The following is a 26,686-nucleotide window of genomic DNA, read 5'->3' as shown; positions in this document are numbered from 1 at the left end:
TAAACTAAAAAAATGTATTTTAATTGTTATTTTTTGTTTCATTTATTATAGTGCGCATTCCAATAAATATTGATAACTCTTTTGGTTTAATGATGAAAAAATTACTACTTACTTCGTTTATTGCTTTAACTTTGGGAATAAATGGTTGCGCAACTATAGTTTCTGGTTCTTCACAAACACTTACTTTTACTAGTGTTCCCGAATCTGCAACAATTGAGATTAAAAATCGTAAAGGAATAAAAATCCATACGGGGCAAACTCCAGCAACTGTAAGTTTGAAAAAAGGAGCAGGTTATTTCAAACCAGAAAGTTATCAGGTTACTTTTAGCAAAGCAGGGTATCAAAGCAAGACTATAGAAGTTACTGGGACATTGAGCGGTTGGTATTTTGGTAATATTCTTTTTGGTGGGTTAATTGGTATTTTAATTGTAGACCCTGCAACAGGTGCAATGTTTAAATTAGCTCCTAAAGATGTGAATGCTGTTTTAGAATCTCAGAATTTATCAACTAAATCGCAAAAAGAGCCAACTCTAACCGTAATGCTCGCAGAAGAAGTGCCAACACAGATTATGGCAAGAGCTATTCAGATTAAATGATTTAAGTCTCAGAGAAAGAAAATTAAATATTAAATAGTTTTCAGTTTAAATTTTTATGAGATCAGGCACATATAATTTATAAAAAAGGGAGAATATAAATTCTCCCTTTTTTAATTATGCAGTGGTCACAGCTTTTTCTTCTATTTTTTTCTTAACAATGGCATAGCTTATCCCTGTAACAATACTACCAGCAGCAATTGCAGTAAGATATAACCCAGCATGATTAATCGCATTAGGAATTAAAAGAACAAATACACCGCCGTGAGGAGTAACCAACTCACAATGGAATAAGGCAACGAGTGCTCCAGTCACAGCTCCACCTAAAATACAAGTTGGAATAACACGCATTGGGTCTTTAGCTGCAAAGGGAATAGCACCTTCAGAAATAAAACATAAACCTAATACGAAAGCTGCTTTTCCGGCATCTTTCTCTCCAGTACTAAATTTATTCCTAGCAATGAAAGTTGCAATAGCCATACCAATAGCAGGGACCATGCCGCCTGCCATCGTGGCTGCCATAGGCATATAAGTATTTGTTGTCAGCAGTCCAACAGTAAAAGCGTAGGCTGCTTTATTGATTGGTCCACCTAAATCAATACACATCATGCTTGCTAATATAATTCCCATTAACAAAGCATTTGTTGTACCCATGTTATTTAAGAAATCTTTCATTAGCTCAAAAATATGTGCTACTGGCTGTCCAACCACATAAAACATAATTAGACCAACAAATAATGTGCCTAATAACGGAATAATTAGAATGGGTTTAAGTGCTTCTAAACTAGTTGGAAGTTTAAGTTTTTTAGCGATAAATAGTGCGATATAGCCTGCAAGAAAACCTGAGACAATACCTCCTAAAAAACCTGCTTGTAACTGAGAAGCAAGTAGGCCGCCAATTAAACCAGGTGCGAGGCCAGGACGATCAGCAATCGAGTAGGCGATATAACCAGATACATTGGAACCATAAGCATAAATGCAGCGGCACCAATTTGTTTTAATATAGCCGGTAAGCTGCCTGCTTGTTCAGCTGCATTAAGGCCAAAGCATAAAGACAGAGCAATTAAAAGACCTCCCGCCACCACCATAGGTAACATATAAGAGACACCCGTTAAGAGATGTTTATATACACCAACTTTTTCGGTTTTATCTTTGTTTTCTGCAGATGTTTGTTGCTTACCTTGTTCTAAAACTTGCGCATTGCTGATTGCCTCAGCAAAAGCTTTATCTGTTTGCTTTAGAGCAAAACCTGTACTACATCTATAAACACGTTTACCTACAAAACGGTCTGTATTAACTTCAATGTCAGTCGCAAGAATGACGATGTCCGCATCAGCAATAGCTTGAGGTGATAAGATATTTTTTGCGCCAACGGAACCTTGAGTTTCTACTTCAATCTCATAACCGAGCTTTTCTGCGCCTTGCTGTAAAGCTTCGGCGGCCATAAAAGTATGCGCGACACCCGTAGGACACGCAGTGATCGCAACAAATTTTTTAGCTGTAGGTGCTGATACGTTATTATCATTTTGCCAGTCTTGAGCAGATTTAAAATGATCTAAAGCAGTTTGAAGAGCTGAATCAGTATCACTTTTGATCTCTTCAATGTTAATGAAAGATAAAGGGTGTGTACCAAAAATATTAAGATTTTTCGGGCGTTGTCCAACAACGATAATTTGGTCAAAGCTTTCATTCACCTCGAATTCATCAAGCGAAATAATGCTGTTTTGATAACCCTGTTGAGACGCGACTTGTGCAAGCTTACGAGCTAAAATCAAAGCATTGACTTGCTGTTGCGGACTATTAATAACAAATAATAAACGTTTAGCAGTTGGCATCAGATTCACTCAATGAATTGATTGTTGTTTGGGCTTTTAATTGGTTTAGCTTTTCAGCATTAGGAATACGAAAGCCTATTTGTGTTACAGCGTGGCTTGCAATTGCTGTAGCAATTTTTAATGTTTCTTCGGCAGAGAAGCCACTTAATAAGCCATGAATCATACCTGCTAAAAGAGAGTCACCCGCACCAACTGTACTTTTAACTATCACTTTAGGTGCTGTGGCATGAAGTGGGTGAGTGTCATGTAACCAGTTTACACCGTCTTCACCCATCGAAATAACGACATGTTCAATTTTAGCTAAGTTTGCAAAAAGTTTTTTTTGTTCAGCATAGGTTGTAGCAGGAAGCTGATAACTTTCTACTAACTCATCTGTATTTGGTTTAATCATCCAAGGTTGACATTCAATTGCAGCAACCAACGCTTTACCACTTGTATCAAGTGCAACATTTTTACCTTGCTCTTGAATAAGTTTAATAAGTTGTTGTAACTCATCAGCACTAAAACCTTGTGGTAGGCTTCCAGCAATAGCAACCACATCTACCTGAGGCAAAATCATCTCGATTTTTTGAAAGAGGTTTTTCTTATCTAGTTCAGATATGAAAAAACCTTTTCCATTCAAATCAGTCATACGTCCCGAATGTTCAGCAATTTTTATATTTTGGCGAGTTTCACCTTCAATATAAATAAATTCAGGTTGAAATTGAGCTTCTTTAAAATGGTCATCGAAAATCTGTCTGTTTGTTGCTCCTAGAAAACCAGAAACAACAACCTCATGCCCCAAATCTTTTAAAACTTGTGCAATATTTAAACCTTTGCCTGCCGCATGTATTTCTACAGATTCTTGGCGGTTTACTTGACCTATCTGTAACTCTTTGAGTTGTATAGTCACATCAATTGCAGGATTTAAAGTAATTGTTAAAACTTTAGCCATTACCATTCCTAATCTTTACATTTCTTGTTCGGATAACTGACGTACAGCAGTAGCGCTATCACATTCAAGTGCACGCTTTGCAAGCACTTGAGCTTTACTGTAGTTAAGTGTACGAATTTGGGCTTTAACCAAAGGAATACTATTCGGTGACATACTAAGCTCATCCACTCCTAAGCCCATCAGAATAGGTACAGCTTTTGGATCGGCTGCGAGTTCACCACATATACCAACCCATTTGCCATACTTATGTGCAGCTTTTACAGTTTGATCAATCAATTGCAAAATACTTGGGTGGAGGCCATCTGCTTCAGCCGAGAGGATAGGGTGACCACGGTCAATAGCTAAAGTATATTGAGTTAAGTCATTTGTTCCGATACTGAAAAAGTCCACTTCTTTCGCGAGAATAGGTGCAAGTAAAGCAGCAGAAGGAACTTCAATCATGATACCAACTTGTAAGTTGGTGCATGGATGTACAGCTTTAACTTCATCAAGAATAGTTTTTGCAGCACGCCATTCTTCCACACGGCCAATCATTGGAAACATGATTCTTAGAGGGCGGTCATCTGCAGCTTTAAGCAAAGCAATAATTTGTTGACGCAACAATTCAGGCTGTCTTAGCGTTAAACGGATACCTCTTAGACCTAAAAATGGATTTTCTTCTTCAGCAATTGGAAGGTAAGGGAGTGGTTTGTCACCACCTACATCTAGCGTACGTACTACGAGTGGTCGGCCCGCTAGAGCATCTAAAACAATACGATAATCTGCTTCTTGGGTAGCTTCGCTCGGAGCGCTACTATGCGCCATAAAAACAAGCTCAGTTCTGAGTAGGCCAATGGCTTCAGCGCCACATTCTACCGCATGGGCTGTTGCTTGAACTTTTCCTAAATTGGCAGCAATTTCGATTTGATGTTGATCTAAAGTAATTGCAGGTTCTTGGCTATGACGTTCAGCTTCTTCACGAATTTTTTTCTGAAGCTCTCGTTCTTGTTTTGCTTGTTCGATTTGTTGAGCATTGGGATTTAAGATAAAAGCTCCAGTATCTCCATTAATTAAAAGAGAACTTTTTTGCTCAATATCTAGTACTTGATCACCAGCACCAACAATTGCAGGAATACCTAAAGCACGAGCAACAATAGCACTATGAGCGCTTGCACCACCTATAGCTGTCAAAATACCTGCTACACGATCTTTATTAAGTCGGGCTACATCACTTGGTCCTACGTCATACATGATCAGTATATAAGGTTCTTTAGGTTCTTCGATGATGACCTCACCGCAGAGTTGAGCCAAAACGCGATCACCAATATCACGTAAATCTGTAGCACGCTCAGCTAGTAATCGGTCTGGTAAAGCTGCTTGCTCTTTGGCTGCTGCTTCAATATGTTCATGCCATGCAGCAGGAGCAGAAAGATTCAAGTTAATCTTTTGATAAACACCATTAATAAGATCTGGGTCGTCAAGCATTTCCAAATGTGCTTGGAAGATTTGCTTAATCTCAGCCACTTCAGATTTTGCAATAACTTGGTGAATATTGTTTTTAACAGCGTGAAGAGCAATATCAAGTTTTTCTTTTTCTACTTTGACACTTAAACCCATACGTTCATATTGATAAACCTTTGGCTTAATTACATGTACAGGTCCGAAAGCTAAACCGCTTGAGGCAGCAATTCCTGTATTTGAGCTAAGTGGTTTTGAATGGCTTGGGATTTCACTAGATTGCTCAATTTTAATGTCTGAAGATTGTATAGGTTCAACTTCTTCACCTAAGCCTTGTTGCACTGCCAGTATAACTTTATCTAAAGCTTCAACTGCATCCGTTTCTGGTTCGGCAATGAAACGTAAAGTTTGGCCACGTTTACACCCTAAAGCCAAGAGGCGCGTCAAACTTTTAGCAGAAACAAAATTTCCGTCATCTACTGCGACCTGAATATCACCTTGAAAACTTTTGGTTAAGTTCACTAAATGAGTTGCTGGTCGAGCATGTAATCCATGTGCATTAGCTAATACAACCGAACGGTGAGGCCAATCTGGAATAACATCTGCACCAATGATTTTAGCAATTTCATTTGGTGCTTGTGTTTGGTCTAATTGCGCAACTTGCTCTGGATTAAATAGAATGTCAATCAGTCGATTAAATCTCTGACTATCTAATTGCTCATTGGCAGCTATACACACGAGAGTATTTAATTTTTTTTCACCCAACTCTAAAGCATGGCGAGGTTTTACAATGCTGATCGCTGGTTGTTGAACAAACTTACTACTTGAAATAGACCAGATTTGATCTTGTAGTTGAATAACTTGATCAGGGTCAAGTGAACTTAGAAAACCGCACTTTACGAAATTGTGTTTTTTTAAAATCTGAGATGCAGACCAAAATAAATCTTCAATATCTTGAGATTCAATTTCAGTTTGAATTAAATTCTCATGTAAAGTTAAAGATAATGGTTGAGCTTGTAAGATTTCAATAATTTGTTCAGGTTGTTTAGCATTTTTTACCTGTTCACTTACATCATGCATTAAAGCTCGAGTTAATATTTGTAGAACTTGTAAATGTTCATCAGATTTTGCTGCAATAACAACAGCTAAATAAATTCTGTTTTCACCATCCCATATAATTCCTTCTGGAAAGTGAGCTAAACGGATACCTGTTTCTAGAATAAATTCGCGCGATTGGGGTGTGCCGTGGGGAATAGCAATGCCTTGACCTAAATAGGTGGCACTTTGTTGTTCCCGATTGATGAGTCCTGTAATGTAGTCAGGTGTAACTAACCCATCTTTTACCAATATATCTACTAGACACTGTAATGCATGCTTTTTATCAACAGCATGTTGATTCATATGAATATGTCGAGGCTCTAGTGCTAGCATACTTATCCTTGAACAATTTCTTTGGTTTAGCTAAACAGAAAAAAAGAAGCTGTTAGTATTAAAAAAAGGTTAGTTTAACCGTTTTTAAACAACAGCTTCGTATAAATAACGATAGCAGAACTTTAAAGCTATATCGACGTATTTACGTAAATAATGCTTGTTTTTAATACAAAGGAATAGGTGATTAATATATTTTGTTTTCTTATGATAATTATTAGGTTAATAAACTAACTTTATAAAAGAAGTGGGTATTAATATTAAAAAAAACCTCTATACCGGATTACGGGTATAGAGGCAAAAGTAAAAGATCAATAGATTAGTGTTGGATTTCCTGTTCTAAAAGTGACCATAAGTTTTGATGTGATTTTTTAAACATTAGCATGTGCCCAATTGATTTATGCCCAAGTTTCATGGGATTTAGCTCTAGCATTTTTGTGGGCGCATTAGGATAAAGTTTTAATAAATCTTCAACGTTACGCTCGGTTGCAATTTCATCGTCACTTGCCCAAATTGAAGTAATAGGGCAGATAATTTCACTATGAAAATCATGATGGACTGTTTTACCTATAGCATTTTTCACATAGCCAGGATGGCTGCAAAATTCTCGCCACTGTTGGGCGACTTTTTTAGGTAAGTTTTCTCCCATTCCAATAAATTGAGTAGCACCATAACCTTTAAAAGCACTAGAAATTGGAAAGATGACATTGAACATTACCGGTGCTAAAAACTTGGTTTTACCTTTAAGACCTTTTACATGGCCAGTGGAACCTGCGACCGCGATAACTTTTGCTACTTTATGAAAATTAGGAACAATTCCTAATAGCTGCCCACCAGCACTATGGCCAAGAAGGGTAACTTGTTCTGCTTTAGTTTTTTCTAATAACGTATCAATTGCACAAGGAATATCGAGAACTCCCCAATCATTAATACTTGCTGTACTTTGCTTCAAAGACCCGTGTAAAGAGCCTCCAATTCCACGGAAATCAAAGCTTAATACGTCATATCCTTGTTCGCTTAACCATGTAGCAAAAGAATGATAGAAGTTTTTAGTAATACCTGTTGCTGGACAGATCAATACGGGATTTGCTGATTTTGGGGATTGAGCTGGATAAAAATGTGCAGCAAGTTGATAACCATCTTTACAGGTCATCCAAAATGATTCAAAAGTGTTATCCATAATATTTCGTAGTGATTGGTTTATTGATATCTTTAATTTACAGGAGTTCCGAAATGAAACTTGGTTAAAATGTGACTATAAAGTCAATATTTATGTTATATAGCTCATTAAATTTGAATAAAACAAATAATTGGAAAAAAGATGGATTTACCAAAAGCTGTACAGCTCGCAATTGTGTTTAGTGGCATATTTTTATGGATAGGAATGTTAACTGGGGTATGGAAATATTGGCAAATACGCCATTCAGAATTAAGTCGTGCTCATTATTATGTGGATATCGCTCATCGAAGTAGTTTGTTATATGCAGCTGCTAGCTTAATTCTAGCTGTATTAAGTTATTTTACTGTTTTAAATGAAAATATTACTTTATGGTGTGTGTTCGCAAATATTCTATTTTTTAGTTTTTCAATTCTGGTTTATATCATACATGGCTATTTACAGGACACAACAAATCAATTCAAACGTCCTCACAAGCTAGGTCGTTTTAGCTTACCTTCATGGATGATGACTTTAATGATGGTGGGATTAATTTTGACTGAATTAGTAGCTACAGCTATTTTAGTTATCGGAACAATTTTTTTATTTTTGGATGTATAAAAATGGATGATTGCTCATCCATTTTTTAAGTATTCGAGTTTTGTTGACTAAGACGTCTTTTAGCTAGTTTTCGCATCTTATGGTCGACAAAGGCCCACACACAAAATATGAAAGAAACAACCATCGCATACATAAAGTATTCGGGTTTCAGATTTCCTTTAATCATACCTTGAAACAGTAAAGTCAGCATAAGAGCAAGCGGTGTTACTCCATAAACAACTGAATCTTTGCTGTTCAGAGTGTTAATGAAGACTTGTTTGTTGAAATGTAATGATAACATCTCCATCCCTCCTTGTGGTTGCGCTAAAACCGAATGTTTTAGTCAAGAATAAGTTTAATGTTGTACTTCTATTTTTAATTCAATTCAATAGTGAATAGAAAATTTTTTGAACAGTTTTATAAAAAACTCTATGTTTATAAAAGGTTAAGGTATTAAAAAAGTAAATATTAAATATTTTTGTATAAAATACTTAATGTTTTAGAAAAGAGAAAATATTTTAATGAAAAGTGTAATAATTTCTCTTTTCTATCATTTCAGGTTAGCTGTTTTGTTTTTTTAAAAATGTATCAATCGCATGTTGAGCAATTTCTGCATCTTCAAAAGATTGAACACCAGAAACGCCAATCGCCCCTAAAATTTGCCCGTCATAAATAATCGGTTTTCCACCTTCTAACATTCCTTGAGCACTAGGCATACTTAAAAAACCTAAGCGTCCACTTTGTAGAAGTTCTTCATAAAATTTTGAAGGTCTACCTGATATTGAAGAGCATTTTGCTTTTTCTAAGCATAAATGTGAGGATAAAGGTGAAGCACCATCTAAACGTTTCATCAACAGTAGAGAACTTGTTTCATCAACAATAGCGATACTGACTTTAAAGTTGTGTTCAATTGCATATTTTTGAGCTTCTTCCATTAAAAACTCTGCGTCTGCTTGTGTTAGGTAATATTTACTTTTCATTGTTGCTCTTCTTTCCTAGTAAGCTAAAAATTATTTTAGTGTAATTTTACAGTAAAAACTGATTATATCTATAGTTGATTTGTCATTCAAAGTAGTGTGGAAATAAAATGCCGGTTGGGTAAACTCAGCATTTTATTCAATATATAAAATCATGTTTGGGTAAAACTCGATTTCAAAAAAGACACTAGATTAAATGTTTTTAAATTTAACTTTGTCGATAATTACGGTAATTGCTAGAACAACTAAAGATGGGATCAACCAAGCTAAATTTTGTTCATTTAAAGGTAAATGTTGAAGAAATGCAGGTAAATAATCACCAAAACCAGCAACTTTAATACCGTCAATAATACCGAAAATTAAAGCAATACTTGTTACTGAACCGACAATAAAAGAGGGTTTGTGCCAAAATTTCCAAAAGAAGCTCAGCATAATTACAACAATGGCTGGTGGATAAATTGCACTTAAAACAGGTACTGATACAGCAATAAGTTTGGTTAATCCAAGATTAGAAATAATGAAAGAGAAACCAACTAAAATGAATACTAAAAGTTTGTAAGGCAATTTAGTTAACTGAGCAAAATACTCACCGCAAGCACAAGTTAAGCCAATCGCTGTCACCATACATGCTAGAAAAATTAGTCCAGTTAAGAATAATGAACCCATATTGCCAAAAGCATGTTGAACATACGCATGTAAAATTACTGCACCATTTGCTGCATTTGGTGCTACTTCATGACTACCTACACCTAATTTGAATAAGCTTAAATAGACTAAAGTAAGACCTGCACCAGAAATAAGACTGGCAATAATCGCATACTTAGTGACTAATTTTTTATCGGTAACACCACGCGAATAAATCGCTTGAATAATTACGATACCGAATACTAGTGCACCTAAAGTATCCATAGTGAGATAACCATTTACGAAACCTTCCGAAACTGGAGATTCAACGTAATGGTTGATTGGAGCAGGGACGTAACCCGCTGGGATCATAACTGCTGCAATACCTAAAATTGCTAAAGAAATAATTTTTAGCGGAGCAAGCACATGACCAACAGTATCCAATAACTTGTTTGGATAAAGTGAAACTACAGTTACAAATGAAAAATAAATTGCGCTGTAAATTAAAAGGCTACTACTTGATGTTCCAAAATAAGATGAAAAACCAATTTCATAAGAAACAGTAGCTGTACGTGGGGTAGCAAATAAAGGGCCTACTGATAAATAACAAACAACAGTTAAAATCAGACTTGCTACTCGACCGAGAGGAGAGCTAATAATTTCAATGGAACCCTGCATACGAGAGAGTGCCATGATGGTAATTACAGGTAGACCAACTGCAGTAATCAAAAAGCCTATAGCGGCTAGCCATACATGATCACCGGCTTGTTGAGCGACAATGGGAGGAAAGATAATATTGCCAGCTCCAATAAAAAGAGCAAAGGTCATAAAACCTAGGGCAATAATATCTCCAGTACGAAGATGTTGCATAAATTAAAATTAATAAAAAAAAGGAATTTTAGAGCAAACGAGAGCATGATCAAGCGGTATTTTATGTGAAAAAGATTTTTTTCAGAGCATAAAAACCTTTAGTAGATATTAAAAATATCAATTGGTTAAGGTATGTATTTGAAAAACCATTGAAAGAAATTAGGAAATCATTTTTTGCCTCTGACTTTTTAAAGAAATTATGCAAAAATAAAAGTATGAATTTCTATTATGAATGTTGAATATTTGGGCATTTAATGCTTCCAGCCTATCCTATATCCGTTCTAGAATATTCTAAATTAACTTACATTTTTGTAGGCGTGGTAAAAGCAGTGTCTACGAGGATAAAACTGAATGAGAGCTTCTACTGTTACAATAAAAACTGAACAAGATCTGGAAAAGTTAAGAGTTTCTGGACGCTTGGCTGCGCAAGTTTTAGAAATGATAGGGGCATATATTAAACCGGGTGTATCTACTGAATATTTAGATAACCTGTGTAATGACTATATTGTAAATACTTTAAAAGTTATTCCTGCGAATGTGGGATATCATGGTTTTACTAAAACAATATGTACATCAGTAAATGAAGTAGTTTGCCATGGAATTCCGTCACCGAATAAGATTTTAAAAGATGGCGATATTATTAATATTGATGTCGCAATTATTAAAGATGGCTATTTTGGTGATACGAGCCGCATGTATTTTGTAGGTGATGTAAACCCGCAAGCAAAAAAACTTGTTGATACAACTTATGAAGCGATGGTTGCTGGGATTCATGCTGTTAAGCCAGGAGCTACACTAGGCGATATTGGTTATGCTATTCAGTCAGTTGCTCATCGAGAAGGGTATAGCATTGTTCGAGAATATTGTGGTCATGGGATTGGTAAGGTTTATCATGAACAACCTAATGTTTTACATTATGGGCAGCGCGGCCAAGGCTTAGTATTAAAAAAAGGTATGGTCTTTACGATTGAACCGATGATTAATGCGGGTAGACCACAGGTTAAAGAATTAAATGACGGTTGGACAGTTATTACTCAAGATCTTTCGTTATCTGCGCAATGGGAACATATGGTTGCTGTAACTGACACTGGCTTTGAACTCTTAACACCTTGGCCTGAAGGTGTAGGAAACTATCCTGCAATTTAAAAATAAAAAAGTTCGATAATTATCGAACTTTTTTAAATTCATTTTAATGCTCAGAAAGATGTTCTACCAAATAATCAATAAATACTCGTACAGCAGGTAATAACCCTCGGCGTGATGGATATACGGCATGTAATATACCGTGAGGAGCTTTCCATTCCGGTAAAATTTGTACAAGCTGTCCGGATTTTAGAAAATCTTCTGCTGCGCTCTCTGGTAGTAAAGCGATCCCACAGTTTTGACTCGCTAATTGCGCCAACATATGGATATTTGTACCCATTACGATAGGGCTGACTTTGATTTTCTTTTGCTGATTGTCTGGACCATGCAAAAGGAATTGTTGATCAAGATGCTCTTCTGACAAACTTAAAATGCGATGCTCACTAAGTTGTTCTGGATTTTTTATATCTCCAAATTCATTTAGATATGCTTGACTTGCAAATAGACTCTGTTCAATAAGTGCAAACTGTCTAAGAACTAAACTTGGATCATCATCTAGTTTTGAGCGAACACGTAAAGCAATATCAATTCCTTCATTAATGACATCTACTCGACGATTGCTGACCATAAGTTGCAAACGAATTTCTGGATATTTTTTTAAGAAAGCAGGCAAAATTTTAGGCAGTTGATTTTGAGCAATATCAACAGGAACACTAACCTTTACAACACCTCTAGGTTGAATACTTAAATGATCAACCAAATCATGAGCAGCCTGTGCAGCATTCATCATGACTTGAGCATGTCTATAAATATCCATCCCAATATCTGTAACAGCAAAATGACGAGAGCTGCGTTGAATCAGGCGAACGCCTAAGTTTTCTTCTAGGCTATATACACGACGACTTAGTTTTGATTTTGGTATATCCGTTACACGCTCAGCGGCACTAAAACCACCATGCTCAACGACGAGAGCAAAACAATAAAAATCATCAAGATCAGTGAGCATTAAAATATCCTATTTCTGCAACAACCATGATTTTACATTATTATTTTTGCAACGATAATTCTTAAACTAAATTTTTTGTAATTAAAACATATACTAAGATATCTCCTTTAACTGAGAATTTGAAATTATATTGTCATTACAATGTAATTTTATTGTGTGTTTTTTGATGAGTGGTTCTAGCCTTTTCTAGAACTTTCAATTAATTTCTTTTACACTACAATTTTCTATTCTTTTTAAATCTAATGCACTATCAATTAATTGAACTTAACGATGCTTCTGCGAATATTGAATGTCCATTTTGCAAACAAGCAATAATTGACTGGGCGCAAGAACAATATATTCAGCCATGTGAACATACTTTATTTATTGCTATGGATTTGGGGTTTGAATTTATTGCTGATCGATTTGAAGAGTGTATGGATCAAAATGTGGATGAGTTGCACGAAGATCCGAATATGAATATTTTTGAAGCTCTCACGACAACAACTTATGAAAATCTAATTATTTTAAAATCTGATTTAGGTGTGGAAAATTTATTTCGCTATGTCGGGGTAAGTGATTGTTAAAATTGAGAGTATAAAAAAGCCAATCTATTGATTGGCTTTTTTATTATTTACGCTTCTGGCGCTGCACTGTATTGTTCAACTAATGGTTTTAATTCGCCATTTTGGAACATTTCAAGCATGATATCGCTACCGCCAATAAGTTCGCCATTTACCCAAAGTTGCGGGAATGTAGGCCAGTTCGCAATTTTTGGTAATGTTGCACGAATATCAGGGTTTTCCAAAATATTTACATATGCAAATGGACGACCAATTTGACTGAGCGCTTCTACAGCACGTGCAGAGAAACCACATTGTGGAAACTGTGGAGTGCCTTTCATGTAAAGTAAAACGGGATGCTTCGCAATTTGATCGCGGATTAACGCTTCAGTATCACGTGCTTGTTCAGTCATAAAGAGATCCTCAACTAATCTAGCAGCATTATAGGGGGTGTTTACATCGCTTTGCAAACCACCTGATTACTTAAAGTTGCATTGAATATTCAATATTTTATTGTATAAACCGAAGCGATAGCAAAAAGCGGACGAAATTTTAGATAAATGAGTAATGAGACTTTTCATCAGAGCCAGTTTTTGCTTATATAAACCCTTCTTAAAACCTCACACAGACAGAGTTCGTTATGAATGATATTACCCTAGCTCCAATACAACCTGATCAACCATCACATTTAATGGCTACTTATGGTCGCCAAGCGATCAGTTTTGTACGAGGCCGAGGGGCATATCTATATACCGAAGATGGCACAGAGTATTTAGATGCTTTAACCGGTATTGCTGTATGTGGTTTAGGTCATGCACATCCAGTCATTGCAGAAGCAATTGCTGAACAAGCTGCAACACTTGTGCATACCAGTAACTTATTTGAGATTCCTTGGCAAACGGCTGCTGCTCAGAAGCTTGCTGAAGTTTCGGGGATGGAAGAGATCTTCTTTTCAAACAGTGGTGCAGAGTCAAATGAAGGCGCCATTAAAATTGCTCGTAAATTTGGTACTCAACAAGGTGTAAGCTCACCAAAGATAATTGTGGCAGAGCAATCATTTCATGGTCGTACTTTAGCAACACTTTCAGCTACTGGTAATAAGAAAGTACAAGATGGTTTTGCTCCTTTAACCAATGATTTTATTCGTGTGCCATTTGGTGATATAGAAGCAATTCAAGAAGCTGCTTTGCAGCACCCAGATATTGTTGCGATTTTGATTGAACCTATTCAAGGTGAGGGTGGTATTAATACAGCACCTCAAGGCTTTAGCTATCTTGAAGAAGTCCGCACCATATGTAATCAACATAACTGGCTAATGATGCTAGATGAAATTCAAACAGGTAACGGCCGTACTGGTAAGTATTTTGCTTATCAGCATACAAACATTGTGCCCGATGTTCTTACCACTGCGAAAGGACTTGGTAATGGTTTTCCAGTAGGCGCTGTAATGACACAAGGTAAAGCTGTTGGCTTATTAGGACCAGGTAGCCATGGGTCTACTTATGGTGGCACAGTGTTAGGTTCTCGTGTGGTTTATACAGTAATTGATACAATCCAAAAAGAGAATGCTGTAGAAAATGCGGCAGTTGTTGGTGGTTATATTGTTGATCAATTACGTGCGCAATTGGCAGATAAAAATGTGCAAGTACGTGGCTTTGGTATGATGATTGGTATTCAATTGCCTAAAGACTGCGCTGAGCTCGTTGCAATTGCTCGTGATCAACATAAGCTTATTATTAATGTTACAGCTGGTTCAGTAGTGCGTTTATTACCACCAATTAATATGACTCAAGCACAGGCTGATGACTTGCTAGAGCGTTTAGTTGCTTTAATTAATAACTATCTTTAAGTTTTTACATCAATAAAAAATGGGCATATATATGCCCATTTTTTATATGAAATAATTAACCAGAGATGTACTGTTTTAATTGTTCAATGAGATTTTTCTGATCTTCCATCGCAGCTTTTACTAAGTCGCCAATAGAAATAAATCCAACTAGTTTTTCATTGTCTAATACAGGTAAGTGGCGTAAGTGACGATCTGTCATAAGCTGTAAGCACTCTTCAACTGTATTGTTTAGGCTTACTGTAAGCACTTTAGATGTCATAATTTCAGCAACTGTAGTGCTATATGATGAACGTTCCATAAGCGTTACTTTTCGTGTGTAGTCACGTTCAGATAAAATTCCGACAACTTTTTCCCCCTCAGCTACGACGAGTGCACCAATTCCTTTATCCGCCATAATCTTAATTGCTTCAAGGACAGTGGCTTCTGGAGAAATTGTAAAAATATCTTGTTCTGCTTTGTTCTTGATTACTTGTGCAACGATTGTCATTTCTTCTGTCCTGTGTTTTATCATTTTGTTTTAAATTAGCTTGATTTTATAAAAATGCAAAGACTGGATAGTCATTCAAATACAAGTTTTACATTCAAGCGTTCAAAAAGCATTCTAATAGAGGTTAAGAACCTAAAGAAAAGTTTACGCTCCTTGCCAATTCGGATGTTTGAAAAAGAAATGTTGCATTTGCTGAGTAGATAACTTTAATTTTCTATGAGATGAATTAAACAAAGCAGGAGTAACGTTGAGTCGTGTTAAAGTTGGTAGTAAGGACTCATGGAAATCTTTAGGTGTAATTCTTCTTGGCTTGTAATGTGGCCAATGCTCTTTTGCGTAGCGATGTGCCTGTAAGCCATTAAGCCAAAAAGGAAAAATAAAGTCTTCCTGATCTGATTTAATTGCCCATCCTTGATGAAATAATCCCCAAAGAACCCCGCAATACATCATGGTTCTTAAAATATAAATCTTAATCATCAAGTCTCTTGAAACCGGTTGTAGATTACTTAAACTTTTCATTGTGAATTTAAAGGTTCTAACTTGTCTTGCTTATTATAAAAAAATCAGATGACATTTCAGTTTAAACAGGTATCAAATCGTAAACAAATATTCCAGCTGTGAAATTCATGTCCTTTACTTCAAGCGGCTAAAGCCTGAGTTGAAATACAATACAAACCAAGTGTGTAGTGAATTATATTTAGAGAAATTTTTTTATAGACGTAAAAAAACGCCACCTAGGTGACGTTTCTTTATGCTTGCATTGTGGCTAACTTTTGCCAATATTGTGCTTTAAGTGAGTCACGTTCAACACGGAAACCTTGATAATACAATTCTGCTAAAAACAGAGCAGCTTTACCGTGCCCAGCGCGAGCAACTTCTTCTAACTGTGCAACTGCATCCTGAAAATTCATTTGAGAGTGAATTGTGTTTACTGCAGTTGCGTACACATATTCTAAATCATGATGAGAGATACGTTGAATCATAGAAAACTCCTTATTGTAATTATGATTACTTTTTCTAAAGGCCACTGCCTTTAAATTAATTTAACTTAGAATTATTAAACTAATATTACAAATTAATGGATTTGTCAACTATTGGTGCATACCAGTTAATTCACTATTAGGATACATGATTAAACATTATTCACAAATAATTTTGAGTAAAATCAATATGAGAATAAAAGACAAGGAGAATAAAATATGACAAATACTATCGATGGCTTTGTTTTTGATACTCCACCTAGAGAGGAACAAATCATAGAACTAGCCCATTATCATCGTAAACTATTGGATGAAGCGATCTTTCATCAAGAGATCCATTTAGGGGATTATTGTCTTGCTCAGCGCAAAAGGGTATTTGACTTTGCACGGCATTTGGAACCTGCACAAAAAAACTGGTTTTATCAAGTTTATGATGGTGAACTGAGAAAAATTGCCGACGAAGACGAACTGCATCCAGCCGATGCTGAAGAAGGTTTAAGTATTTTTGCGATGTTTTTAGTCTTGGTGATTATTGCAGCAATTTTATACTTTTCCGTCATTCGTTCACTAATAAGCTAAGTATTATTATCCAGTAAGGTACGATTCTTGGCCTTACTGGATGTTTGATCTTGTGCTTATGAGTATTGAACCCTACACTACACTAATTCGAGGTAGGTCATGCTCATATTCAAACAAAATTTTCTTAAATTAAAGTCTGAGTTAAAAGTTGATCAATGTTTTAACCTATTTGTGGTTATTGTCATTGGCGGTATTTTTGTGCTGTCATATTTAGCATTACTTCGGCCTATTAGTCCGGAACAATATCAACGAATTATACAACTCTCTCATCAAGCTACTTATCCTAAAACTCAGGATATGGCTGAGCTGTTAATAGCTCAATCAGAAATTCATAGAGCAGAGTATTTAAAGTTAATGCATGCATATCAATTTGAAGGTGCTCATATTAGACAATATCCAGCACTTGCTCAGGAAGATACTCAGTAAATAGGGTAATCAGGCTAAATCTTGGTTTCCAAAGCTTTTTGAGCACTATTGTGGCAGGCAAAATTTTGAATTTATGCTAAACTTTATCTTTTTAAACGCGCTGCTTTTCAAGGAATCCGCATGGAGCAACAATCGAATATGCAAAATAAATTCTTGATAGATGCTGAGATCGGTGATGACGATGTCACATTACCTAATTTACCTGCTATCGATGTTCCCATCGTTGAATCTCCTGCTAAATCACAAGAAAATATTGAAGTAGCCAAAGAAGAAGTAGCTTCTACAGAAACAGCGGCTGAACAACCAAAAACTGGTTTTTTTGGCCGGATGAAAGAAGGCTTAACCAAAACTCGTCGTAATTTCGCTGATGGTATGGTCAATATCTTGATTGGTGGAAAGGAAATTGACGATGAGTTACTTGAAGAAGTCGAAGAGCAATTATTGGTTGCAGACATTGGTGTTGAAGCAACTAAAACCATCATTACCAATTTAACAGAGCGTACAGCTCGTGGTGATTTGATCTATTCCCACTCTTTATATAAAGCGTTACAAGAAGAGTTAGTTGCTTTGTTGGCTCCACGTGTTAAGCCATTACATATTGACCCTAATAAATCACCTTATGTGATTTTGATGGTTGGGGTAAATGGAGTGGGTAAAACTACAACAATTGGTAAGTTGGCGAAACGTTTACAAGGTGAAGGTAAAAAAGTGATGTTAGCTGCTGGTGATACATTCCGCGCTGCAGCAACTGAGCAATTACAGATCTGGGGTGAACGTAACGATATCTCTGTAGTAGCGCAAGGTCATGGAGCTGATAGTGCTTCTGTTATTTTTGATGCCTTTGAAAGTGCTCGTGCTAAAGGAATTGACGTATTAATTGCGGATACGGCAGGGCGTTTACATAATAAGAGTAACTTGATGGAAGAGCTCAAAAAAGTTAAACGTGTTATGCAAAAAATTGATGCAACTGCACCTCATGAAATTATGTTGGTAGTAGATGCAGGAACAGGTCAAAACGCCATTAACCAAGTACAAGAGTTTGATCAAGCTGTAGGTTTAACGGGTATTACCATTACCAAACTGGATGGAACTGCGAAAGGCGGTGTGCTCTTTAATATTGCAAGTCGTACCCATGTGCCAATTCGTTTTATTGGTGTAGGTGAAAAAATTGATGATTTAAGACCATTCTCGGCTAAATCTTTTGTTGCTGCGCTGTTTGAAACTGATAAGTAAATTGCTTGGTAACCCTAAAAAGCTTCACTAAATCGTGAAGCTTTTTTTATATGTATATCTTTTATTATTGTTGCGAAAATAAAACGAACTGTCATATTTTTAATGCTGATTATGAAAAATGACTTTAATACACTGTACTCATTCCCAAACAACGACCCTTGGTCAAATCAATAGGTAGGAAATAACAAAATGTCTACTTTCTTAGATAAAATTAAAAACCGTCGTACAATTTATGCAATTGGTAAAAACGTTGCATTAGATCGCACTAAAATTGAAGAAACTATCCGTGAAGCAGTTAAACATAGTCCTTCAGCTTTTAACTCACAATCTTCACGTGTAGTGACACTATACGGTGAATCTCATGCTAAATTCTGGAATTTAGTTCGTGAAGCTTTGCGTAAAATTGTTCCTGCAGAAGCTTTTGCTGGTACAAATGCAAAAATTGATAGCTTTGTAGCTGGTGTTGGTACGGTTTTATTTTATGAAGACCAAGCTGTTGTTAAAAGCTTACAAGAGCAATTCGAACTATATGCAGACAATTTCCCTGTATGGTCTGAACACTCAAGTGCAATTGCTCAATTTGCAACTTGGACTGCGCTTTCAGAGCTTGGTTTAGGTGCTTCTTTACAGCACTATAACCCAATTGTCGATGCAGACGCAGCTGAAGCATTTGATGTTCCTGCAACTTGGAAATTACGTGCTCAATTAGTATTTGGTTCGGTTGAAGCACCAGCAGGTGAAAAAGCATTTATTAATGATGCTGATCGTTTCAAAACTTTCAATTAATTTAATTGAAGTTAAAAAAGAGCACCTATTTTAGGTGCTTTTTTTATATTTTTAGAATGAAAAGGAAGAATATATAAAACGAAAATTTATGAAATTCAAATGCATATTTCAAAATAATAAATCAAGAAATTAGTCGATAAATGCTTTGTCATAAAATAGTCACAATCATATTGCATATTGCTCATGATTTAATAGCTTATCAAACACAGAGAAAGAGACAGATGACTTTAAGATTAGGTGTTGCTGCAATTGGTTTATTACTCAGCGGTTCGGTATTTTCAGCAGTTACAATTACAGCACCAGAGGAAATTGTAATCCTTGCGGTGAATGGTCAGGAAGTCAACTCTGGGTTATTTCGTTCATCTAAAAATAATTATAAAGTTGATGCTGGTGAAACAAGCTTAAGTGTGCGCTACCAAGAATACTTTGAACATTTAAGCGGGGAGCATGACATTGTTAAATCTGGAGTAGTTACGATTCAAACTCCGGCTCTCAAAGATGGGCAAACTTATAAGCTCAGAATGGTAGATGCACCAAAGCAATTTGAACAAGCAAAGAAATATGCTGAGCAACCAACTGTGGCTTTGTATAGCGCAAATAATGAATTAATCGTACAACAAACTGGTGCAAACAATGAGGCAAAACCATGGTTTGCAACGGGTTTATTAGGAAAAGTCACTGACTTTACGACTAAATCATCTAAATCGCAGCCTGAGGCAGTGTATGCCTCTGCTAAACCTACTTCTGTTCAGGTGGCTGTACCAGCTCCAACATCTATGCCTGTAACAGGCGTAGCCCAAACGAATGATCAACGTTTAGTAGAAACTTGGCAAAAAGCTTCTAAAGCTGAGCGTCAAAAATTTATGGCGTGGTTAGCTGAACAATCAAATTAATTTATTGCTATTTAAAATAAAGCCGATTTAATATCGGCTTTATTTTTAGAATTTTTATAAATAGCCTAAGTATATTTTATGAATAATTTAAATTTCCGTTCAGCTCAATTTCCTGATATTCCACAACTCGTAGTTTTAATTAATAAGTCCTATCGAGAACATCAAGATAGAAGTTGGACAACAGAACTTGATTGGGTAGAAGGACAGCGTATTACAGAGTTTCAATTAGAAGAACAACTACAACTTAGGAATTCAACATTATTGATAGCGGAAACTTCTGCTTCTAAGCTTATTGCTTGTATTGGGCTTACATTTGAAAATAATCAGATTGAGATTGGAACATTTTGTACTGATCCTCAAGTTCAAAATATGAGAGTGGGTAGATCTGTTTTAGAATATGCAGAGCAATATGCATTGAAAGAAGATCCCCATCTGACCAGCGCCGTAATGTATGTGCTAGATGTCCGTTCTGAATTGATCGCTTATTATGAAAGACGTGGATATGTGAAAACGGGTAATAAGCAGCCATATCCGGTTGAAGCAAATGTAGGGGTACCAAGGGTCCCTATTAAATTGGTTGAAATGAAAAAAGACCTCAGATGAGGTCTTTTTGATTTAGGTTAGGAACCAAATGTAATAGCCTAAAAGCATGAGAGGCCAAGCCACCCACGGGCTAAATAGCCATTTCCATAACCAGAAGTTGGGTACGAAACCCACTCCGTAAATAAAGCCACCAGAAATACCAATCATCACCAGCATAAGCTGGCTATGATTGTAGTGCCCGTTAGCATCTAGCATGAGTGAAGGATAAACCAACAAAATTGCAGCAAGAGGCAACGCCAACAGAAAAGAAAGGGCCATTGCAAATGCTTGAGCTTTTCGATGATTTGATGCTGTCATTGCTTTTGCCATCATTTATTCCTCATCTAAATCTTGATGATGTTCGATATAAAGCGCGCTGAGTACACCCGCAAAACATGCCATCAAAATGCCTAGGATCCATGCGAAATACCACATAGTTTTCTCCTTAATACAAGCTATGCGAGTTTGACTCGATATGTTTGTTAGTGATGACTCCCCACATTTTGTAATAAGACCAACTGGTATAGATCAAAATAAGAGGAACAAAAATGCAGGCAGCAACTGTCATAACGCCTAAAGTAAGGTGACTTGATACAGCATCCCACATTGTCAAGCTAGAGTTAGGATTGATGCTAGATGGAAGTAGGAATGGGAATAGGGCAAAACCGGCAGTTAAAATTGCTCCTACAATCATTAAACTTGTACCAGTAAAACTTAAGCCTGCTTTTACTTTTGAAGAAGCAAAAATTGCAATGATTGCGCCTAATATGGCAAGAACAGGGGCAATTTTAGTCACTGGATAGGTGCTGTAATTGTTCATCCAACCAGGATTGCTATTGGTAATCACTTCTTTAGCTAAAGGGTTAAGCGCAGTATTTGGGTCTATAGCAACAGCATAGCTATAACCTGGAACTTGCCCAAAATACAGCCATGCTCCAATTACAAGGAAACAAATTAAAAATATAATCGCCATAATTTGAGTGGCTTTGGCGGAGCGTTGTTTTAAAGCTTCATCAGTACGGAGCATGAGCCATGCACCGCCATGTGCACAAAGCATAGACAGACTTACCACACCGCAAACTAAAGCAAAGGGGTTAAGAAGGGCAAAAAAGCTGCCTGTATATTCAGAGCGTAAAGTGCTATCTAAACTAAAAGGAATACCTAAAAACAAATTACCGAAGGCCACACCAAACACAAGCGCTGGAACAGCACCACCGATGCACAGACCCCAGTCCCAAGAGTTACGCCATTTGGTATTTTCAAGTTTAGAGCGATAATCGAAACCTACAGGTCTTAAGAAAAGTGCAAATAGAACTAACAAAAGTGCCCAGTACATGCCTGAGAAAGCGACTGAGTAAACCATTGGCCATGCAGCAAATAGTGCACCACCCGCTGTAATAAACCAAACCTGATTACCATCCCAGTGTGGGGCAATAGTATTGATTGCAGCACGGCGCTCACTATCAGTTTTTCCAACGAAAGGCATGAGAGCCATAGACCCCATATCAAAGCCATCAGTCAGAGCGAAGCCGATCAGAAGTACGCCAACTAACACCCACCAAATGATTTTCAATAATTCATATTCAATCATGATAAGGCCTCCCCATTAACAGCTGTTTTTGGCTCTTGCTTTTCAAAATGATATTTGCCAGTGTGCAGAGAACTTGGCCCTAAACGAGCAAACTTGATCATTAAATACATTTCAATAATTAAAAGAGCGGTGTAGAACGCTGCTAGCGCAATAATCGAACCCCATACGTCACCAGTACTTAAACTAGAAGCAGAGAGATGGGTTGGTAAAATTTCACCAATAGACCATGGTTGACGACCACCTTCAGCTACATACCAACCAGTTTGTGCGGCAATCCAAGGAAGTGGCAAAGCAAACAGTGCATATTTAAGTAGCCAAGGTTTATTTTCAGCATTTCTTTTTGCTACAGCCCAAGTCGCTAAAACGAAAAGTAATAGCATCAAGAAACCAGAGGCAACCATTGCGCGGAAAGAGAAAAATAGTGCTGTAACATTTGGAATAGTATCTTTTACAGCAGCTTTAATATTTTGCTCGCTCGCATCAATTACATTTGGTGTATATTTCTTAAGAAGTAGGCCATAACCTAGATCTTTTTGATTTTTTTCAAAAGAGGCTAATAACTCTGGTGAACGATCACCTGCACGTAATTTTTCAAGTTCAGCATAGGCAAGCATGCCGTTGCGAATACGAATTTCGTGCTGTTGCATGAGATCTTTAAGGCCAGTAACTTCTTTGGTTGTTGAGCGAGTAGCAATTAAACCTAATGCATATGGAATTTTAACTGCATAATCTGTCCGCATTTCTTCATGGTTTGGTACACCAAACAAAGTAAATGGAGCTGGAGCAGGGTGAGTATCCCATTCAGCTTCGATCGCAGCAAGTTTAGTTTTTTGAACATCACCTAGCTCATAGCCAGATTCATCACCTAGCAAAATCACTGAAAGTGTAGATGCAAGACCAAAAATGGCAGCAATTGCAAATGAACGACGTGCAAAAGGAAGGTCACGTTTTTTAAGTAAGTAATAGCTTGAGATAGCAAGTACAAAAATTGCACCAGTTACATAGCCCGCAGATACAGTATGTACGAATTTCACCTGAGCTACAGGGTTAAAGATAAGCGCACTGAAATCAACTAATTCCATACGCATCGTTTCGAAGTTAAATGCAGCACCTACGGGGTTTTGCATCCAACCATTCGCCACTAAAATCCAAAGCGCTGACATGTTAGAACCTAGAGCGACTAACCACGTTACGCCTAGATGCTGAACCTTACTTAAACGGTCCCATCCGAAGAAGAATAAACCAATAAATGTAGACTCAAGAAAGAATGCCATAAGGCCTTCAATTGCTAATGGAGCACCAAAAATATCACCTACATAGTGTGAGTAATAAGCCCAGTTTGTTCCAAATTGGAACTCCATGGTTAAGCCAGTTGTTACCCCTAAAGCAAAGTTAATACCAAATAATTTTCCCCAAAATTTAGTCATATCCTTGTAAATTTCTTTACCGGAAATGACATAAGTGGTTTCCATGATGGCAAGGATAAATGCCAAACCTAGAGTTAAAGGGACGAAAAGAAAGTGATACATTGCGGTCATCGCAAATTGAAACCGCGAAAGATCAACCACGCTTTCAGAAATCATCAACGTGTCTCCTTAATGTGGGAAATATTATCGCCAGCAATATGCTCGGCGACCTGATTGTCAAAATTTTTGGGGATGGTGGGAACATCAAACCAAATATGTTTGATCGTTAAGAGAAGCACTATTTTTATTATTAGAATAATAGTGATTTCTTTAACTAAACGACCATTAAGATTTTTAAAATTAAGGCTCATAAATTAAACCTCATTTGATATTAATTTTATTATTAATCAAAATATAATAAAAATAAACATTAAATATATTTTAAATGAATATTTAAATAATTAATTTATATAAAACAATCACTTAACATTTTAAAATAAATACCATACTAAAATAGTTTGAATTGATTATTAAATCCTACTAAAACACTTGTAAATAAAAATCTTAAGTTGATTAAAATAGTTTGTTTTAATTTAATACCAACTAAAATGGTTGTATATTATATTTATAAATACTATTTCAAACTAAAAAAGTTGGAATAATAAATAATTAATTAAAAAGAAAATAATAAAATATAGACGTAATAAAGCCTGCAAAAAGCAGCAAGTAAATAGAATAGTAGTGAGAATTTAATCGGGGGCGAAAAGGTCGTTTGATACAGAAATTTTCTTGGCTACATAATGGCTTTTATGCACTCTGACAAGGATAACTTGAGAGTATAATTCGAGTTCGCCGTATTCTGGTTCGACTTGAACGTAATGGAGCTGGCCGAATTCATCACGCACTCGCGCTTGGGCAGAAAATCCAGGTCTAGCATTACCACTGGAAACTGTCGCTAAACGTCCTAAAAGATTATAGTTTGTATGAGTAAGCTTTGGTTTAATTACTTGGTCAAGGCAGTGAATCATGAATACAGTAAAAAAGATTGCGATGACAAGGGCTGGGACGATTAAATAAAATGGTGAAATAAAATAATGCTGGATTGCAAAGAAAGAGAGCTGTAAAAAATAGCCTGCAAAACTAAAATTGATAAGTAAAAAAACGAAAATTAAAGCTTTAGAAAATTTAACGTTAAGTAGTGGCGAGTTAGAAAGCCAAACAGGCGCAATTTTTTTGAGTAATTGACTTGGACGAAGTCCAATATACATACCAATGGTTTCTACCACGCTGAGTAATATCAAAGCCACTACACTTAAGTGAAATGGCATAAGATAATAATTGAAAAAGAAATCAGCCATGGCAGAAACTCTAATGTTGATCGCTTCAGTCTACGATATAGATACCGCCATCTGAATGTACTTTAATCTCAACTTTATTTAAAAAATCACCTAAACATGGTCCTGAGATACATTCGCCTGTTTCCACAGTGAATAAAGCACCATGGGTAGAACATTGAATATATTCTTGGTCTTGATCAAGAAATTGATTTTCTAAATATTCAAGCTCTGTTTGCAAGTGAGGGCATAAGTTTTGATAAGCATAGAATGCGCCATCACGTTGTGTAATGAAAATAGTAGTTCCTTGTAAAGTGTCAAAAGCTCTAGCTTCACGCTCAGGAACTTCTTCCGTCATACAGATCCTTTCCATTTCAAGCACATTCCTTCTGAAAATTTTCGAGAAGTTTAGCATAATCATTAATCGCTAAACGTGGGCCAAATTGAGAAACAACTTCACTAGAAATCAAGACAGCTAACTGTGCAGCAGCATTCAAATCCTGATGATGGTTTAGGGCATAAAGGAATGCGCCTGCAAATGCATCACCCGCACCATTTGTATCAACGGCTTCTACGTGGCGACCTGCAACATGGAAATGTTGAGTAGAGTTAGAAACTAAAGCACCTTTAGCACTTTGTGTAATGACTACTGTATGATTTTTAAAACGTAATTGAGCAAGAGCGTCTTCTACAGATGTAGTATTTGTATACATTAAGGCTTCTTGTTCATTACAAAATAGTAAATCTACGCCATCATCCATGAGCTCTTCTAAGCCTTCGCGAGCGTATTGCACCATGGCAGGATCTGAAAGAGATAAAGCAATCTTAACGCCATTTGCTTTTGCAATTTCTCTGGCTTGTTTTACAGCTTTGCGCGCTGTTTCACTTGTAGAAAGATAACCTTCAATATAAAGCCATTTTGCTGTTTTTAACGGTTCAAAGTCGATTTGATCTTGAGATAGTTCAGCCGTGATGCCCAAATAAGTATGCATTGTGCGTTCAGAGTCAGGACTAATGAGTACCATACATGTACCTGTCACGCCTTCACTGATTGATTTTGGAGTGGTTTGGATGCCAGCTTCATTTAAACCTTGCAGATAAATTGAACCCAAATCATCGTTACCAACGCGGCAACCATAAAAAGCACTTCCACCTAATGCACTAAAGGCTACAGTAGTATTCGCAGCAGAACCACCACTTGCTTGACCTTTATAATCTTGATGCTGTTTTAACTCTGCATAAAGAGCAGATTGAGTGTCGCCATCGGACAACTGCATGGTGCCTTTTTGCAAACCTTGTTGACTAAGAAAATCATCAGACACTTTAAATTCTTGGTCGATTAATGCATTACCAATTGCAAAAAGATCTACAGTTGCCATATGTGTTGTCACAAAATAAAAAAATCAGGTTGCTAAGTTTACACCATTGCTTGGATTTGCTGTAGTTTGTTGAATA

At 36.5% G+C, this 26,686-nt stretch carries 30 protein-coding genes and 1 pseudogene; 11 read left to right on the top strand and 20 right to left on the bottom strand.

Annotated features, from left to right (window positions below; genetic code table 11):
• The first annotated feature begins 92 nt into the window (after window positions 1-92).
• Complete coding sequence (locus J580_RS08550; RefSeq protein ID WP_032003799.1) at window positions 93-596, top strand: hypothetical protein; 504 nt, start codon at window positions 93-95, stop codon at window positions 594-596.
• 114 nt (window positions 597-710) lie between these two features.
• Here the strand turns inward: J580_RS08550 and J580_RS0104065 are convergent.
• From J580_RS0104065 to J580_RS08535, 4 genes and pseudogenes are all read right to left on the bottom strand, one after another.
• Window positions 711-2,428: pseudogene (locus J580_RS0104065) on the bottom strand (fructose-specific PTS transporter subunit EIIC).
• Window positions 2,415-3,362, bottom strand: coding sequence for a 1-phosphofructokinase (gene pfkB / locus J580_RS08545; protein WP_016145539.1), 948 nt, complete (start codon window positions 3,360-3,362; stop codon window positions 2,415-2,417). The pseudogene J580_RS0104065 and the gene pfkB overlap by 14 nt, the downstream one beginning before the upstream one ends.
• Before the next feature lie 15 nt (window positions 3,363-3,377).
• Complete coding sequence (ptsP, locus tag J580_RS08540) at window positions 3,378-6,230, bottom strand: phosphoenolpyruvate--protein phosphotransferase (protein WP_032003797.1); 2,853 nt, start codon at window positions 6,228-6,230, stop codon at window positions 3,378-3,380.
• Window positions 6,231-6,546: 316 nt separating this feature from the next.
• Entirely contained in the window at window positions 6,547-7,407 is an 861-nt protein-coding gene (locus J580_RS08535; protein WP_005068960.1) for an alpha/beta fold hydrolase, read from the bottom strand.
• A 141-nt stretch (window positions 7,408-7,548) separates the two neighbouring features.
• Between J580_RS08535 and J580_RS08530 the strand changes: the two genes are divergently transcribed.
• A complete protein-coding gene (locus J580_RS08530) occupies window positions 7,549-8,004 on the top strand; it encodes a hypothetical protein (protein WP_032003796.1) in 456 nt (151 codons plus the stop codon).
• Between the two features lie 25 nt (window positions 8,005-8,029).
• Here J580_RS08530 and J580_RS0104060 read toward each other — a convergent pair whose 3' ends face one another.
• The 3 genes from J580_RS0104060 to brnQ form a co-directional block, all read right to left on the bottom strand.
• Window positions 8,030-8,284 carry a hypothetical protein gene (locus tag J580_RS0104060; protein WP_005068965.1) on the bottom strand — a complete coding sequence of 85 codons (255 nt, stop codon included), beginning with the start codon at window positions 8,282-8,284 and terminating at the stop codon, window positions 8,030-8,032.
• A gap of 259 nt (window positions 8,285-8,543) precedes the next feature.
• Complete coding sequence (locus J580_RS08525; protein WP_014206963.1) at window positions 8,544-8,963, bottom strand: GlcG/HbpS family heme-binding protein; 420 nt, start codon at window positions 8,961-8,963, stop codon at window positions 8,544-8,546.
• 189 nt (window positions 8,964-9,152) lie between these two features.
• A complete protein-coding gene (gene brnQ / locus J580_RS08520) occupies window positions 9,153-10,454 on the bottom strand; it encodes a branched-chain amino acid transport system II carrier protein (protein WP_032003795.1) in 1,302 nt (433 codons plus the stop codon).
• Window positions 10,455-10,805: 351 nt separating this feature from the next.
• On the opposite strand from brnQ, the gene map reads away from it, so the two are divergent.
• Window positions 10,806-11,600, top strand: coding sequence for a type I methionyl aminopeptidase (map, locus tag J580_RS08515; RefSeq protein ID WP_032003794.1), 795 nt, complete (start codon window positions 10,806-10,808; stop codon window positions 11,598-11,600).
• Between the two features lie 43 nt (window positions 11,601-11,643).
• Here the strand turns inward: map and J580_RS08510 are convergent, their stop codons facing one another.
• Window positions 11,644-12,543 (bottom strand): LysR family transcriptional regulator, encoded by a 900-nt coding sequence (locus J580_RS08510; protein WP_002120927.1) that lies wholly within the window; start codon window positions 12,541-12,543, stop codon window positions 11,644-11,646.
• 242 nt (window positions 12,544-12,785) lie between these two features.
• Between J580_RS08510 and J580_RS08505 the strand changes: the two genes are divergently transcribed.
• A complete protein-coding gene (locus tag J580_RS08505) occupies window positions 12,786-13,109 on the top strand; it encodes a hypothetical protein (RefSeq protein ID WP_032003793.1) in 324 nt (107 codons plus the stop codon).
• Window positions 13,110-13,156: 47 nt separating this feature from the next.
• Here J580_RS08505 and grxD read toward each other — a convergent pair whose 3' ends face one another.
• Complete coding sequence (gene grxD, locus J580_RS08500; RefSeq protein WP_002120913.1) at window positions 13,157-13,498, bottom strand: Grx4 family monothiol glutaredoxin; 342 nt, start codon at window positions 13,496-13,498, stop codon at window positions 13,157-13,159.
• Between the two features lie 227 nt (window positions 13,499-13,725).
• Between grxD and J580_RS08495 the strand changes: the two genes are divergently transcribed.
• Window positions 13,726-14,934 carry an aspartate aminotransferase family protein gene (locus tag J580_RS08495; protein WP_032003792.1) on the top strand — a complete coding sequence of 403 codons (1,209 nt, stop codon included), beginning with the start codon at window positions 13,726-13,728 and terminating at the stop codon, window positions 14,932-14,934.
• Between the two features lie 55 nt (window positions 14,935-14,989).
• Here the strand turns inward: J580_RS08495 and J580_RS08490 are convergent, their stop codons facing one another.
• The 3 genes from J580_RS08490 to J580_RS08480 all read right to left on the bottom strand — a co-directional run bounded on the left by J580_RS08490 (window position 14,990) and on the right by J580_RS08480 (window position 16,404).
• Window positions 14,990-15,421: a CBS domain-containing protein gene (locus J580_RS08490; protein ID WP_002121094.1), complete on the bottom strand. Its 432-nt coding sequence runs from the start codon at window positions 15,419-15,421 to the stop codon at window positions 14,990-14,992.
• A gap of 144 nt (window positions 15,422-15,565) precedes the next feature.
• Window positions 15,566-15,940, bottom strand: a complete 375-nt coding sequence (locus J580_RS08485; RefSeq protein ID WP_005802084.1) for a DUF2750 domain-containing protein — start codon at window positions 15,938-15,940, stop codon at window positions 15,566-15,568.
• Window positions 15,941-16,170: 230 nt separating this feature from the next.
• Entirely contained in the window at window positions 16,171-16,404 is a 234-nt protein-coding gene (locus tag J580_RS08480) for a hypothetical protein (RefSeq protein WP_032003791.1), read from the bottom strand.
• Window positions 16,405-16,620: 216 nt separating this feature from the next.
• On the opposite strand from J580_RS08480, the gene J580_RS08475 reads away from it, so the two are divergent.
• From J580_RS08475 to J580_RS08450, 6 genes are all read left to right on the top strand, one after another.
• A complete protein-coding gene (locus tag J580_RS08475; RefSeq protein WP_002120892.1) occupies window positions 16,621-16,980 on the top strand; it encodes a hypothetical protein in 360 nt (119 codons plus the stop codon).
• A gap of 99 nt (window positions 16,981-17,079) precedes the next feature.
• Window positions 17,080-17,406, top strand: a complete 327-nt coding sequence (locus J580_RS08470; RefSeq protein ID WP_032003790.1) for a hypothetical protein — start codon at window positions 17,080-17,082, stop codon at window positions 17,404-17,406.
• A 120-nt stretch (window positions 17,407-17,526) separates the two neighbouring features.
• Window positions 17,527-18,639 (top strand): signal recognition particle-docking protein FtsY, encoded by a 1,113-nt coding sequence (gene ftsY, locus J580_RS08465; protein ID WP_005073955.1) that lies wholly within the window; start codon window positions 17,527-17,529, stop codon window positions 18,637-18,639.
• 189 nt (window positions 18,640-18,828) lie between these two features.
• Window positions 18,829-19,425: a nitroreductase family protein gene (locus J580_RS08460; protein WP_002121011.1), complete on the top strand. Its 597-nt coding sequence runs from the start codon at window positions 18,829-18,831 to the stop codon at window positions 19,423-19,425.
• Between the two features lie 221 nt (window positions 19,426-19,646).
• Window positions 19,647-20,318, top strand: coding sequence for a DUF2057 domain-containing protein (locus J580_RS08455; protein WP_017480982.1), 672 nt, complete (start codon window positions 19,647-19,649; stop codon window positions 20,316-20,318).
• A 78-nt stretch (window positions 20,319-20,396) separates the two neighbouring features.
• Entirely contained in the window at window positions 20,397-20,921 is a 525-nt protein-coding gene (locus tag J580_RS08450; RefSeq protein WP_032003789.1) for a GNAT family N-acetyltransferase, read from the top strand.
• A gap of 12 nt (window positions 20,922-20,933) precedes the next feature.
• On the opposite strand, the gene J580_RS08445 is transcribed toward J580_RS08450, so the two are convergent.
• From J580_RS08445 to J580_RS08420, 8 genes are all read right to left on the bottom strand, one after another.
• On the bottom strand, window positions 20,934-21,233 hold the full coding sequence (locus tag J580_RS08445) for a cyd operon YbgE family protein (RefSeq protein WP_004791954.1): 300 nt from the start codon (window positions 21,231-21,233) through the stop codon (window positions 20,934-20,936).
• Window positions 21,234-21,335 carry a cytochrome bd-I oxidase subunit CydX gene (gene cydX, locus J580_RS0104055; RefSeq protein ID WP_002120988.1) on the bottom strand — a complete coding sequence of 34 codons (102 nt, stop codon included), beginning with the start codon at window positions 21,333-21,335 and terminating at the stop codon, window positions 21,234-21,236. It abuts the gene before it with no gap.
• A gap of 10 nt (window positions 21,336-21,345) precedes the next feature.
• On the bottom strand, window positions 21,346-22,491 hold the full coding sequence (gene cydB / locus J580_RS08440; RefSeq protein ID WP_032003788.1) for a cytochrome d ubiquinol oxidase subunit II: 1,146 nt from the start codon (window positions 22,489-22,491) through the stop codon (window positions 21,346-21,348).
• Window positions 22,488-24,074 (bottom strand): cytochrome ubiquinol oxidase subunit I, encoded by a 1,587-nt coding sequence (locus tag J580_RS08435; RefSeq protein WP_032003787.1) that lies wholly within the window; start codon window positions 24,072-24,074, stop codon window positions 22,488-22,490. The genes cydB and J580_RS08435 overlap by 4 nt, the downstream gene beginning before the upstream one ends.
• Window positions 24,074-24,268: a cytochrome oxidase putative small subunit CydP gene (gene cydP, locus J580_RS0104050; RefSeq protein ID WP_032003786.1), complete on the bottom strand. Its 195-nt coding sequence runs from the start codon at window positions 24,266-24,268 to the stop codon at window positions 24,074-24,076. Before cydP ends, J580_RS08435 begins: the two co-directional genes overlap by 1 nt.
• Window positions 24,269-24,646: 378 nt before the next feature.
• Window positions 24,647-25,255, bottom strand: a complete 609-nt coding sequence (locus tag J580_RS08430) for an OB-fold-containig protein (RefSeq protein WP_002121106.1) — start codon at window positions 25,253-25,255, stop codon at window positions 24,647-24,649.
• Between the two features lie 25 nt (window positions 25,256-25,280).
• Window positions 25,281-25,589 carry a Rieske (2Fe-2S) protein gene (locus J580_RS08425; protein WP_002121079.1) on the bottom strand — a complete coding sequence of 103 codons (309 nt, stop codon included), beginning with the start codon at window positions 25,587-25,589 and terminating at the stop codon, window positions 25,281-25,283.
• A 16-nt stretch (window positions 25,590-25,605) separates the two neighbouring features.
• A complete protein-coding gene (locus J580_RS08420) occupies window positions 25,606-26,610 on the bottom strand; it encodes an adenosine kinase (protein ID WP_032003785.1) in 1,005 nt (334 codons plus the stop codon).
• Window positions 26,611-26,686 lie beyond the last annotated feature (76 nt).

The organism is Acinetobacter sp. 1542444 (genome assembly GCF_000581835.1).
Lineage (GTDB): Bacteria > Pseudomonadota > Gammaproteobacteria > Pseudomonadales > Moraxellaceae > Acinetobacter > Acinetobacter pittii.
The sequence above is the reverse complement of the archived record's forward strand: the minus strand, read 5'-3'. Positions and strand labels throughout refer to the sequence as shown.